The sequence below is a fragment of the Psychrobacter sp. JCM 18903 genome, from assembly GCF_000586475.1.
GTDB lineage: Bacteria > Pseudomonadota > Gammaproteobacteria > Pseudomonadales > Moraxellaceae > Psychrobacter.
Window position 1 is genome coordinate 1 of the sequence record NZ_BAWJ01000023.1, and the last position, 13311, is coordinate 13311.

Below are 13311 nucleotides of genomic sequence, written 5' to 3' on the forward strand. Positions count from 1 at the left end.
TTATCAATATTTAAGCGCTTTTTTGTGGGGAGTATTTCAACACTGTCTTTCAATATGGTTCTTCATACAGTATGAAATTAATTCATATCTCTCTAAAGCCAAAACACTTTATCTATTTATATACTTTAATTATTTAATATTTGGTACAATTATGTTTCTAGCAACTTACAGATTGATGACTCATTCAGATTTTTTGCACAAAAATTAAGATCACTTCTGTCATTTTGACAGCTAAATTATCATAAAAATATATTATTACATATTATTTTTGATAATAAGGATATTCCAATGAAAATACTTTTAAGGGTCAAACCCTCTTCCTCCGTTTTACTGGCTGCTATCTTTGCTATTGGTGCGGTTAGCCTGTCAGGCTGTAGTGAATCAGATACCAAGGCTGTCGACCGTGTCGAAGAAGCTGAAGCATTAGCCCGCGTTAAGTCACTTGAGCACGTGCCGCAGAAATCAAAGACGAGATGGCTGCAAATCCAAGCGCCAAACTGAGCGTTAGCATGCCAGATGAGTCCACTATTCCAGATGATGAGTTCGGCGCAGCAGTACGTCGCGGCTTACAAATCGCCAATCATACTTATAAAGAGATGCCTGACAATGTCGGCAACCAGTTGAACTGTACCAGCTGTCACTTGGGTAACGGCTCAGAGGCCTACGCGGCGCCTTGGAATGGCATGCCGGGTATTTATCCTATTTATCGGTCACGTGCTGGTCGCGTGAATTCAATACAAGAGCGCATCAATGGCTGTTTTGAACGCTCAATGAATGGCAAAGCACTTGATCTAGGTTCAGATGATATGAATGCGATGGTGTCTTATATGAGCTGGCTATCACAGGGTTTGCCTTATGGTGTCTCGCCTGAAGGTCGCGGTTTTGTTAAGGTAGACAAAACTTTAGAGCCAAATACGGATAATGGCAAAAAGCTGTTTGCTGAGAAATGTAGCGTTTGCATGGTGAAAATGGCGAAGGTCAATATAACGACGATGGCACTTATATCTATCCAGCAGTAGCCGGAGACAAGTCATTCAACGATGGCGCAGGTATGGCGCGGACTTATACAGCAGCTGCCTTTATCAAAGGCAAAATGCCCTTTGGTCAAGGTAACTCGCTTAGTGACCAAGAAGCGGTCGATATTGCCGCTTACTTTACCCATCTGCCGCGACCTATCAAAGCCAACAAAGACAAAGACTGGCCAAATGGTGATGCCCCTAAAGATGTACGCCGCTAGTTTTAAGCACCTTTAAAAGTTACCATAAAAAAGCCCAACTACTTAAATAGCTGGGCTTTTTACTATTGATAGTTAGGACAATTTGCGTCCTTTATCTCTAATTTAAGGCAATTTCATATCACCATCAACCAGCCAGCCCACGCGGCGCATCACATGAGCGACCACCCCTGCAATTAGGGCAGGTAATACAAACATCAACAGGATAATCGCTGTCCATAATTGACCCGTACTCATGATGTCTTGTGACGCTTCAATCACTCCAAATACGCCGACCAATCCAGCAGTACCCATACCTGCACCCGTTGCCGTACATGCCAGTCCAAAGCCTACGGTCGCAATAGGACCAACGATGGCACTGGCAATCACAGCAGGCAATAACACCAGCGGTTTTTTTAACACATTAGGAATCTGTAGCATACTGGTGCCCAGACCTTGAGATATTACGCCACTGACGCCGTTGTCTTTAAAGCTTGCAACGGCAAAGCCAATCATGTGTGCCGCACAGCCTACCACTGCTGCCCCGCCTGCTACGCCACCAAGCCCAATTGCGATACAAATAGCAGCGCTGGACGTTGGCAATGTCAATAAAATACCCACCACCACTGCAATCACAATACCCATTAACAGAGGCTGTAACTCAGTGGCTGCTTGAATACCTTGACCAATGGCAGCGACCGCAGCGACGATAGGTGGATTCAATAGGGCGCAAACTGCTAATGCTACTGCGCATACCAATAAAGGAACCAATAGAATATCGAGCTTGGTTTTGCCAGCGACCCAAGTACCAGCACGGTAAGCAAATACCGAGGTCAAATACGCCCCTATCGGATTGCCCGGTAAGGCGGCAAAGGTCGCAGGTCCGCCTACTTGGGGCGTAAATAACGTCCCTGCCATTAATGCTTCAGAGTGTGCGCCAAGCATACCCGCCACCAAGCAGCTGAGCATGACGAGCGTCGGTGCTTTAAGGTAATAGGCGATACCTACTCCGATACCCGCACCCATTAGTACTGAGCAAGCTTGCCCACCGCAACCAATGCGGGCAAATCTAACCAGCCACCGATTTGCGAGATGATTAGACCAGCAATCAATGTGACAAATAGCCCTAAAGCCATACCAGTAAACGCCTCAATAAAATACTTTTGGAAAAATGCTTTAATAAAGCCAGTAAGCGGTGTTGCTAAATGAGAGACTGTCATAGCCATGCTCTTTATAAAATTTTTGATGAAAGGTAATAAACCAACAGAAAAATAACTTTGCTAAAAATCAGAGATAAAAAAAACGTCATTGCGACGCTTTTTTTATTATTCATAAAGAACTATAACTGTCATTAAACAGCATAACTTAACGACGCTGTTCAACAATAATGGAGTCAATACCGTTATTCTGTAGGCGCTGCTGAGCAGTGGTTACTGCTTGGCGGTTATTCATCGGGCGAGAAATAACTTGATAGATTGGCAAACCATTACCCGTCGTATTCTTGACCACGCGAGCGTCTACACCTGCCATCAACACTTGAGCACGGCGGCGATCTGCTTCATCCGCATCACCGAAGCTGTTGATCTGCAAAATGTAAGTTGCCGCAGGTTTTGCAGCCTGAACGCTAGCAGTACCTGCGCCCGTATTATTGGACGTATTATTGCTACTAGCAGGCGTCGATCCATCATAGGTCGCGTCTTCTTCAACGATCACAATGTCATCGCCGCTATTACTGGTAGCAGCGCTATTGCCACGACTGGGCGCAATCACTGTATTTTCAGAGATACCAAAGTTACCAGTATCATCATTGCGACTGGCTGAGCCATCTTCAGGTTGAGTCACCACCACATCAGGCTCAAAGGTACTGATATCCCCTATGCGATCATTGCCTGTCTCAGCAATATCTTCATCAGGAATAGTCGCCATCTCTTGATTGGGCAAAATATCATAGAACTCATAATCACCATTATCAGTATCAGTGTCGACACGTGGCTGTACCTGACGATCAGGATCATTACCAGCGGTGCTGTCAGCGGGACTGAAATCAAATAATGGTGACAAGTATATAAATACCCCTATCATAAGGTCAATACAGCCCCGACAAACATCCACAATAAGCCTGATACGCTACTTGTTTTGCGTTTTTCAGTCGCACCTTTAGGTTTTTTGGCTAGCATGGATCTGGTTCTCCCTACTGAATCTAACTATCATCAAATTATGGCTGGCAGTCATCTATACTCATACTACATGTTAGAAAGTTACTATATACTAGAAAAAAACTACATGCTAGATGGTGCCGACAACCCTAACAAACTAAGACCATTGGCCAATACTTGGCGCACGGCTTTAGACAAACGCAAACGGGCTTGCATCAATTCCATCTCATCCGAGCTTGGTGTCTCACCTGACGTCAAACTCACTGGCAAAATGCGATTACTGTCATACCAACCATGAAATAGCGCTGCCAACTCTTTAAGATAGTTGGTCAAGACATGTGGCTCATAACCCGTCGCGGCGCGTAATAATGTCGCTGGATATCCTGCTAATAATTTAATCAGCTCGTCTTCGTTTGGTGCACTAAGTAAGTTTTGGTGTTCTAAACCAATTGCATCATCTACCACAAGACCACTGTTTTGTAGCTTTTCTAATACTCGGCAAACACGAGCATGCGCGTATTGAATGTAATACACTTGATTGTCTTTGCTTTGTGATTTAGCCAGCTCCAAATCAAAATCAATATGCACTTCAGGCTTACGGGCGACATAATAAAAACGCGCGGCGTCGTTACCAACTTCGGTACGTAAATCACGCAGGGTGACAAATTGACCTGAACGCGAGGACATTTGCACTTTTTCACTACCACGCCATAATGCAACAAATTGCACAAGCACCACATCTAAACGCTCAGCATCAATACCAAGCGCCAATAAAGCAGCTTTTACGCGTGGCACATAACCATGGTGATCGGCACCCCAAACATTGACCACTTTATCAAAACCGCGATCAAATTTGTTTTTGTGATAGGCAATATCAGAAGCAAAATAAGTAGATTGACCATTGGCACGGCGCACAACACGGTCTTTTTCATCACCAAAATCGGTTGATTTGAACCAAATATTACCGTCTTTTTCGTATAGATAGCCTTTTTCATCTAAGGTTTGCAAGACTGGCTCAATATCGCTATCAATAGACCGTTCGCTAAACCAGCACTCGTAGCGCACACCAAAGTCATTTAAGTCATCTTTGATATCGGCTAAAATACTGCTCAATGCCGCATTTAAAAACAGCTCATAACCTTCACCAAGCAAGGCTTTACTGTTGGCAATCAAGCCATCAATATGCGCTTCTTTGTCACCTGATAGCAGTGTTTTTTCGCCGTCCGCATTGATCTCAAACTCAGCATCTGCTGGCACATCTTTAGCGATTGCTGCAAAGCTATGAACGTAATGATCACCGTGTTGCGCTTTTAACGTTTGGGCGATGTCACTGACATAATCACCTTGATAACCATTGACTGGGAAGATTATTTGCTCGCCATTGGTTTCCAGATAACGCAAATAGGTACTGGTCGCCAAGATGTCCATCTGCCGACCCGCATCGTTGACATAATACTCACGCGTGACGTCATAACCAATCGCTTCAAGCAGGTTTGCCACGCTCATACCGAACGCTGCACCGCGACCATGCCCAACGTGCAAACTTGACGTTGGATTGGCAGAGACAAACTCAACCTGAATTTTTTGCCCGTCAAACTGATCGCTTAAACCAAAGCGATCTTGCAAGGCAAAGATATCATCTAATACCGCAAATTTGGCTTCCGCATTTAAGAACACGTTAATAAAGCCTGGACCTGCAATTTCTACTTGGCGAATGTCTTGGTTTTCAGGCAGCGCATTGACGATTTTTTCGGCAAGCTGTCGTGGATTGACCTTGGCAGCTTTGGCCGCTGTCAGCGCGATATTACTGGCGAAATCACCATGCTTAAGTCTTTAGTACGGGTGATTTGGCTATTATTTTGCCAATCGCTTGGTAACGTGCCATCTGCTTGTAGGGTTTGAATCGCATCGTTAAATAGTGATGCAAGTGTATCAATTTGGGCTTGTGACATAAGGATTTGAACTCAGTTAAATAAACAACAAAAACGGTATAAAAATGTGGCGAATGCGAGCAGCAATAACTGCCTATTATAATAGCGACCGACATTGCAGGGGATAAAATAATACAAAAAAGATAAGTAACCTGTAAATATAACAATCTTTGCCCTGCATTGCACTATGTGCACCAAAATTAGCACTAAAATCTTACGGTTATGACAGTTAACACTGATAATTTAGGTGACTAGGGCGTGTCCTCATTGTAAAAATGGTGATAAAAAGGAGATAAATTGCCGTTAAACAAGGAAAGTAGCGCAAATAATATCGAGATATTGATAAGCTATTTGACGATGTTTGGCAAAATTTAGCCATTTTTATCCCATTTAGAGGATAATCGATTGAATTGGAGACACGCCCTAACATGTGTTGTCTGTGCTTTCATTCACGATAAGTCAGATTGAAATATTTTAAATAGATCAGGATTTAGCGCTGTTACCGATCAGTCAACCCTGCAAATTGTAGCGTTACTGTTGTCTCATACTTAGCAGCAGTTTATACCTGCTCGCTTCCGCGTTATAATAACGGTTTGTATTGCTGCCTGCTTTTTTCTGACTTATTTTATGGATTACTGCTTATATCATGAATGGTGATACTTCATTTTGAAGGCAATTATTATCAAAAGATCCATAATAGAAATAAATAAAGACGGCGTTACTACTTTATAGGATTATGCCATGTTTGCTATTGCTGCCAGTACAGTTACCAGTTGGGGATTGTATGTTTTACTACCCATATTCATCGCCTTCTTATTTTTTATTATGTGGGATATCTCTAAAGAATCTCAAGCTGGGCGTGCGGGTACATTTTGGATTTTCTTAGCACTAGGCGCAGGGTTTGTGGGCTTCTTACTCAAGCTATTGTTGGAAGTCGCTTTTAAAAGGTGGTTGATATAATTTTTATATAACTGGGCCGTGTCCTCACTGTCAATGATAGGTAATGAATAACTCACCTATCACTGATAAATAGACAGTTAAATGATCAATTAAAAAATGCATGGCTCATGACGGCTTCACTTTATAGTGTGTCAATCATTCCTATCAAAATATCACTCACTGAGCCTTGCTATCATTTTTTACGACTTCACTCACGTAAGTTGGTAAATCCCACGCACCACCAGCAAAACCGCGACACATTCCTGAGCTGGAATCTTCTGATTTGGCAAATGTTTGACCATTCCAAACCCATATCGCATGATTCCAGCAATCACCCAAGCCTCGATCTTTATGTGTTGCCCAAATCTCGCCATCAGAATAGTCATTGCCTGCGGTGGTGATCAGTTTTGGCTTGCTTGGTTTGTCATGATTAATAAGCCAATAACCCGAACTCTCATTATATGCGCCTTGCCAGCACAGATGGCTAGCAAGCGTATGGGTGGCATCTACGGGTGTAAATGTCCAATTCAGTCTATCAGAACCATACTCTTGCATTCGTTGGTACACTTCGGTTTTTGGATTAATCAGCTCACAGTCTCCCATATCATCTTCAGAGCCTATAAGCTCCTTGGCATCAATATCGATCCACTTGTTTATATTGACCTGAAAGTACGCCTGTTTTGATGCAGATAGTGTCTTATTTTCTTTTTCTGAATACGAGAATGCCTTTTTGATGATTGGCTTTGGCTTAGCGGATTTCGGTATTTGCTTACTTGTGTGGTTTTGACTTACCAATGCTATTGGCGTGCCCACTCTGCCTTGTACCTCATCAAGTTTTAGCAGCACGGCACTCATACCTTTGTCGCTAATAGACCAATTTTTACCACCCGCTCTTATCTCTATCTTAGTATTTTGACGCGAATGACTCAGAAGTTGCTGAGTTTGCTTGGTGGTTAAATCATAGGCGTAACCGTCCGCATCTGCCTGTATCTCGCCATAGTTCTTACCATTTAACCAAAGCTCAGCCTCGGTATTATTCTGCTTTGGAACCTCTGGTAAAAACTGTACTGTGGCACTTGGTAAAGAAACTTTAGGTAATACTGTGAGCAATATTGAGGCAGAAGTATCTAACTGATCCTCCTCTGCATAACCTGCTGCGCGACAAGTCAATGTATTATCACAAACCACCTGCCAATCATCCTGCACAAAGCCCCACCCTTCAAATGGCGTACCATAGGTAGCATGAGCTGGTAGGGACGTCAATGGCAGCAAGCCCATCATAGCGCTGAGCAAAATCGTTAATTTTTTCACTGTCCATATTCCTTATGAGTGATACAGTACGCACGCGCTACTTTTTGGCAATCAAAGTTGCACGCATCGGCGCAGGATAGCCTTCAAGCGTTTTGCTAGTATCATTAGGATCTAAGAAGTCGGCCAGCGAATGATAAGTCATCCATTCCGTTTTACGCTGCTCATCGATAGAAGTCGTTGCCACATCGACACAACGTACGTCTGAGAATCCAGCTTTTTCTAGCCAGCCTGTCAATGCCGCGACTGATGGTAAAAAATACACGTTATTCATCTGGCATAGCGGTCATGTGGCACCAGTACGGTATTGGCATCACCTTCGATAACCAAGGTTTCAAGCACCAACTCACCGCCTTTGACCAACTGCCCTTTAAGCTGTTGTAAATGCTCAAACGGCGATTGGCGATGATAGAGCACCCCCATACTAAATACGGTGTCAAATAATTGGCTATGCTCGGGCAAGGCTTCAAGTGGTACGGGGATATAATGCGTTTTATAGCTATCAGCAGCCCCGACAAAATGACGAATCGCCATAAACTGATGATAAAATAAGCAAGACGGATCAATGATAATGACTGTATCCGCGCCAGCGCCAGCCATACGCCAGCCGTGATAGCCAGAGCCACCGCCCACATCTAATACACGCCGACCTTTTAAATTACCCAAATGCGGTGCGACCCGTTGCCACTTCCAATCACTGTGCCACTCGGTATCTATAAATATTGGCGCGGCTTGTTGGTCTTCATTCTGACCACTATCAATTTGATTTTCGAGCTGACCACCAATTTGAAAAGGCCCTTTGCGCCACGGCATGAGCTGTTTTAATAATGCCATTGTTTGTTTGCGCTGAGACTCACTAAGATTTGCCTCAATCGTCAGGACATCACTGTTCAGATCGACATTATTGACGGTTAATGTTGGCAAACGAGCGACTGACGCTTGATAAGCAGGTGCATGCGCGTAGTTGGCTTTGTCCTTGATATCATTTAACCATGTTGGCAAGCGCGTAAGCCATTCATAAGCACTCGGCTGCTGCTGGGCTAATTCTAGCAAGGTTAAATACAATTCGCGTTCGGCGTGGGTAATAGTGTCGTTAAGCATAAGATTTCAGTTCGGATTAATTTATATTTAAATGGATAATAATGAAAAGATTCAAAAAAGATGAGCCTCAAGATTGGAGTGCTTTAAAAGTGGGAAAAGATGCGAGGCATAGGGTATTTATTTTTAAGGGTTCACTCTGCACTCTCGTCAACCAGTGATTTACATTTTATATAGTTAAGGATTTAGGTATTGTAAATCTTACTCAACCTACTTTAGCTATTAAATCAAGATATAGTTCACGTGCAGTAGTAGTTTGATTTGGGGTGGTCACAGCAGATTTTTTTTGAAAGGAGAGGCTTCCTATTATAAAGAATAGTATTAAATAAAGCCTTAAAAATAACGGAAAAATTAAAAAACTTAAAAGCATAGTCTTACTTTAGAATAATTTTTTAAATGAACAATTAGCCATTATTTTAAGGCTGTCTCTAATGAAAAAATTTATAAATTAGATAAAAAATCTAGGACAAAATTTTTCTATCTAATTTATAGTTGATAGAATAATATCTTTCTCGAAATCATCTTTGTTCTACAAATAATTTATATTACTTTTAGCCACATAATCCAATTGAATAGGTGTTCTAACTATTATTTTTATATTCTTCTCTAGCTTGCATATATTTTTTAGCTTTCAACCCACTTTTATCTTCCGGAAGATGGAGTAGGCAAATAGGGATATGTTTCACAATATATGGATAGCCACTAACTTGATGATCATGTTTAGTCGTTAAATATCTTTTATTTTGATGATGTCCGTCGATTTCTAGATTATTAAGTTCATCTTTGTTGCTTTCTATGATTGCTTTCCAGTCATCCATTATGCTTTTCTCTGTATCACTTTTTCCTTTTGGTTTTATATAAATAAATAAACCACCATGATAAGCTTGACTTTCCCCTTTACTATATCTAGTAGTTAATTGCAAAAAACCTTCGTTTATGTGATCAAACCCATATTTGTTTGCACCACCAAAAATCTTTGCTTCACTTATCCATTTATAATTTCCTGATGTGACTGAAATATCAGCATTTCCATTTTTATCACTATCTAATTCAGCACCGTAATTCTTCATTTTTAAATTATTATAAATTTGACGTGATATTTCTGTTTCAGACATATCAATATATGTTTCAACTCCATCCATCATGACAGAAGTAATATATTCTAAGTCTTTATAAAGCAGCTCAATAAAATCGTCATACGAGAATTTTGAATGTAGGTCATGCATCATCAATTCACGAGCTAAAATAAAGTCATTTATAGTATTTCCTATATTCATTGCTTAACTCCTTTAAGCAATGAAACCAACTCATCAGTTGGGCAAAAATAAGGTAAAACAATATCATTAAATTTTTTTTCATTTATTTTTTCATGCGTTATAGGATTATAAAACTCATTCTCTTTGTACGATTGGAAAATATTCTCTAAATCCATTTCTTCCCAACAACCAGTATTATCTAAATAATGAAAGCGTTGTTCTAAAACTTTCACATTAATATGTGCTAATACATAGACTGATTGTATAAATACATTCTTATCCTCTTCTTTTAACTTTGATTTCTTAAAAAGAGATGAATAATTGAATATTGAATCTTTAGATAAATTATTTTGTTCTATTATTTCATTTAATATATTCTTACAGGAATAACTAACTTCAGTTGCATCATCACGACCAAATGTATGTTTATGTATTTTTACTATGTAGAACTGAAATATGTTATTCATATGAATCACACATGTTGGAAAATTTTGTCAACACAGAACTGGAAGCCTTTTTCTGTTTTTACATCAGTAATTACTGCATGCTCAATTTTTGAAAAAGCAGATTTCGCATATTCGCGATAGCTCATTTCAATAGAAATAATAGGTTCTTCATTTCTCTGTAAGGAATAGCGTTTAATAGTTCCATAGTAGTCAAGTGTACTATTTTTTTCTCCACTGATATAAAAGTTGTCACTTCTAGTATCTAAATTTTTAGACGTGCTTCCACTAGTATGACTATACCCACCATTATCTGTCGAAAATTTGTGTTTTAGTATATTACCAGTTTTTTCTTGCTCCATCTTTTCAATACATGATCTTAAGTCCATTGGATTAACACTAGTAATATTAAAATGATTTTTAAAAATCTCATAAAGCCGAGCATAAGATTTATTCATTTCAGCTCTGATGAAGCTACTCTCCAAATCTAGACCTAAAATTAAAGCTTCGTTTTTTAAATCAAGCGCAATAAAATCAAAAACAGTTATCTTATTCCGAATTACCTTAAATACATCAATAACTTCACGTACATCATTATCATCTATTTCGTCAATCAAAGATGGTATAGACTCCTTGTTAATATACTCACGAAGACCCTTAATATAAAAAACTTCAAGTGTTTTACTTAAAGAAATTTTCAAGCTCGTTTCTTAATTTTATTTTCAGGTAATATTATATCAAATGATTTTTCGTTTCCTTTTTCCAGTTTATCTAAAAAATAATCGCCACGCTCAAATCCAGATTTTATATTTAGCAATTGACTCTTATTTAACTTATAAACATAAATCCTCTTTGAAGCAAACAGAATATGTTTATTTAAATATCCATCTGTTGCCCTTGCTAATTTCTTGATGGTTTTTTTATCTATTTCTTCATCTAATTTACTTATTTTATTAATAACACTATCCATCCCAACCGATGCAGTCAAACCATTATCTTTCATTAAGACATTAGAATCTTTGAAACCCGCCTGACGTGCTTTTAGATATTCAATATTTTTGATAGTTTTTTCTTTTAATTCACTAGCTTCTAAGCTGTTCATATTATTCCTAAATTAAATTAAATTTTATATTATTTTATTTTTTAGATTCACTTTTAATATTGAGTATATAACCCTATAACTCTATAGATAAATATCTATAAATACAAGTACAAAACATCTTTAGGCGACATCAACTGTCGGGAAATACTAAATTAAGTAGAATTAAGTTTTTTAATAAGTTTAAAGCTATCATCAATCATATCGGCTCTTGAGTTAAGCTACCTCTATCCTATTTAAATGCCACAATAGAGACGAAGTTCAAAAACTGAAACCATGTGAGATGCCGCTGAAAGCCAACGTCATTCAAACGTGCATGATGCCCGTCTAACGTATCAGTAATTAATACGTTTTCTAACGCATTACGCTTGCCGCTGATTTCCATCTCGCTATAACCATTAGCACGCTTGAAGTCGTAATAACGCTCAACCAACCACGCATCATATTGCTCATCAAAAGCATGGGTTTTTTCAGTTAATACCAGTATCCCGCCTTCACTTAACGCTGCATAAATTTTCTCTAATACTGCGACTCTATCAGCAGCGGGTAAAAACTGTAGCGTTAAATTCAAAATCACCATATCGCACGGTTCAAGCTCGACATCGCGAATATCAGCGGTAATCACTTCGATGTCATGCGCAGGATAATTGTCACTCAGTAGCGTGGTCGCTTCGGTCGTCATCGCTGGTGAGATATCAATCGCTTTAATCTGCAAGTCTTGCGGCTCAAACTCACCCGCCAACGTCATGCTTGCTGCACCAAGTGAACAGCCCAAATCATACACTCGACTGACGCGCTGTCCACTATCGCTCTGTTGACGATACTTACAATGGCGTCGGGCAAATATAGGCAGCATCGCTAGCACCTGACCATAACCGGGCACACTGCGACGAATCATATCAGGGAAACAAGCCACCACTTGCTCATCAAAGGAGAAGCGCGCTGCTTTATCAAGTGGCGTGGTAAACGGTTTGTCAAATAGGGTGTCGTGTTTAACAATAGCAGGCTTAGATTGACTCATGGTGCGACTCATTTTGTAATAATAGAACTTAAATTAGGAGATAATTAATGGTCTTGCTTGTCATTACTAGCTGAAAGCGGCACGACGTAGCAAAAGCCCATTATAACATTACTGTTTGTTACTTATCGCGGTCAGATGCCCTGCTAAGCTAAATACGTATTGCTAAGTAAAAAACACTTGGCTCATATTTTATATTTATAAAAATAGGAAAAATTATGCAAACCATTATTTTGGGCGGTGGCTGTTTTTGGTGCACCGAATCGGTATTTTTATCCGTAAAAGGTGTGCAATCTGTTATCTCAGGCTACATGGGCGGTGACGCTGTTTCTGCCAATTACGAAGCGGTCTGTAGTGGCAATACAGGGCACGTTGAAGTCATCAAAATCGAGTTCGATGACTCTATTGTCCCGTTAGAAGTGATACTTGATGTTTTTTTTGCCACCCATGATCCCACCACAATGGATCGTCAAGGCAATGACGTCGGTAGCCAGTATCGTAGCGTGGTTTTTTATACCGAAGAAAATCAGAAACCAACGATTGACCGCACCATCAACAAACTGCGCGATATGGGCGTCAATGTGGTCACCGAAGTACATCCAGCTGTTGAGTTTTATCAAGCAGAAGAGACCCATCAGGATTTCTTTAATAAGAATCCAGGACAAGGGTATTGTAACTTTGCCATACCGCCAAAGCTTGCCAAATTGCGTAAAGAGTTTAGTCAATATATGGTGAGCTAAACGACAAAATGAAGATAATTTTTATTTAGAATAAAAAAACATCTTGGTATTTCATTATAGCCAAACGCTTATTGTATTAGCGTTTGGCTTTTTAACATCTTTAGCATTCT

General features: G+C 40.0%; 14 protein-coding genes and 2 pseudogenes. 5 read left to right on the forward strand and 11 right to left on the reverse strand.

The window, feature by feature from the left end:
- The first annotated feature begins 288 nt into the window (after positions 1-288).
- Genes TT12_RS17830 through TT12_RS17840 form a run of 3 tightly spaced genes read left to right on the forward strand, consistent with a single transcriptional unit; the run spans position 289 to position 1237 of the window.
- Positions 289-501: a hypothetical protein gene (locus tag TT12_RS17830; RefSeq protein WP_045455539.1), complete on the forward strand. Its 213-nt coding sequence runs from the start codon at positions 289-291 to the stop codon at positions 499-501.
- Positions 474-1019: a c-type cytochrome gene (locus TT12_RS17835; protein WP_243443706.1), complete on the forward strand. Its 546-nt coding sequence runs from the start codon at positions 474-476 to the stop codon at positions 1017-1019. Before TT12_RS17830 ends, TT12_RS17835 begins: the two co-directional genes overlap by 28 nt.
- A 32-nt stretch (positions 1020-1051) precedes the next feature.
- Positions 1052-1237, forward strand: a complete 186-nt coding sequence (locus TT12_RS17840) for a c-type cytochrome (RefSeq protein ID WP_243443707.1) — start codon at positions 1052-1054, stop codon at positions 1235-1237.
- A gap of 102 nt (positions 1238-1339) precedes the next feature.
- Here the strand turns inward: TT12_RS17840 and TT12_RS13030 are convergent, their stop codons facing one another.
- The 4 genes and pseudogenes from TT12_RS13030 to argS all read right to left on the reverse strand — a co-directional run bounded on the left by TT12_RS13030 (position 1340) and on the right by argS (position 5321).
- Positions 1340-2239 (reverse strand): PTS sugar transporter subunit IIC, encoded by a 900-nt coding sequence (locus TT12_RS13030; RefSeq protein ID WP_243443708.1) that lies wholly within the window; start codon positions 2237-2239, stop codon positions 1340-1342.
- Positions 2239-2433: a hypothetical protein gene (locus TT12_RS17845; protein ID WP_243443709.1), complete on the reverse strand. Its 195-nt coding sequence runs from the start codon at positions 2431-2433 to the stop codon at positions 2239-2241. The genes TT12_RS13030 and TT12_RS17845 overlap by 1 nt, the downstream gene beginning before the upstream one ends.
- A gap of 145 nt (positions 2434-2578) precedes the next feature.
- Positions 2579-3274 carry an SPOR domain-containing protein gene (locus tag TT12_RS13035; protein ID WP_243443710.1) on the reverse strand — a complete coding sequence of 232 codons (696 nt, stop codon included), beginning with the start codon at positions 3272-3274 and terminating at the stop codon, positions 2579-2581.
- Positions 3275-3492: 218 nt separating this feature from the next.
- Positions 3493-5321, reverse strand: a pseudogene (gene argS / locus TT12_RS13040) (arginine--tRNA ligase).
- 720 nt (positions 5322-6041) lie between these two features.
- On the opposite strand from argS, the gene TT12_RS13045 reads away from it, so the two are divergent.
- Positions 6042-6260 carry a DUF2788 domain-containing protein gene (locus tag TT12_RS13045; protein WP_045448016.1) on the forward strand — a complete coding sequence of 73 codons (219 nt, stop codon included), beginning with the start codon at positions 6042-6044 and terminating at the stop codon, positions 6258-6260.
- Positions 6261-6416: 156 nt separating this feature from the next.
- Here TT12_RS13045 and TT12_RS13050 read toward each other — a convergent pair whose 3' ends face one another.
- From TT12_RS13050 to cmoA, 7 genes and pseudogenes are all read right to left on the reverse strand, one after another.
- On the reverse strand, positions 6417-7550 hold the full coding sequence (locus TT12_RS13050) for a DUF1176 domain-containing protein (protein WP_045455542.1): 1134 nt from the start codon (positions 7548-7550) through the stop codon (positions 6417-6419).
- 37 nt (positions 7551-7587) lie between these two features.
- Positions 7588-8648, reverse strand: a pseudogene (cmoB, locus tag TT12_RS13055) (tRNA 5-methoxyuridine(34)/uridine 5-oxyacetic acid(34) synthase CmoB).
- A gap of 578 nt (positions 8649-9226) precedes the next feature.
- Positions 9227-9922: a hypothetical protein gene (locus TT12_RS13060; RefSeq protein WP_045455547.1), complete on the reverse strand. Its 696-nt coding sequence runs from the start codon at positions 9920-9922 to the stop codon at positions 9227-9229.
- Positions 9919-10368, reverse strand: a complete 450-nt coding sequence (locus TT12_RS13065; protein WP_201605133.1) for a hypothetical protein — start codon at positions 10366-10368, stop codon at positions 9919-9921. Before TT12_RS13065 ends, TT12_RS13060 begins: the two co-directional genes overlap by 4 nt.
- 5 nt (positions 10369-10373) lie before the next feature.
- On the reverse strand, positions 10374-11045 hold the full coding sequence (locus tag TT12_RS13070; RefSeq protein ID WP_045455554.1) for a hypothetical protein: 672 nt from the start codon (positions 11043-11045) through the stop codon (positions 10374-10376).
- Positions 11042-11446, reverse strand: coding sequence for a hypothetical protein (locus tag TT12_RS13075; protein WP_045455557.1), 405 nt, complete (start codon positions 11444-11446; stop codon positions 11042-11044). Before TT12_RS13075 ends, TT12_RS13070 begins: the two co-directional genes overlap by 4 nt.
- 229 nt (positions 11447-11675) lie before the next feature.
- Complete coding sequence (cmoA, locus tag TT12_RS13080; RefSeq protein ID WP_045455560.1) at positions 11676-12476, reverse strand: carboxy-S-adenosyl-L-methionine synthase CmoA; 801 nt, start codon at positions 12474-12476, stop codon at positions 11676-11678.
- Between the two features lie 203 nt (positions 12477-12679).
- On the opposite strand from cmoA, the gene msrA reads away from it, so the two are divergent.
- Entirely contained in the window at positions 12680-13201 is a 522-nt protein-coding gene (gene msrA / locus TT12_RS13085; RefSeq protein ID WP_045455564.1) for a peptide-methionine (S)-S-oxide reductase MsrA, read from the forward strand.
- The last annotated feature ends 110 nt before the right edge of the window (positions 13202-13311 follow it).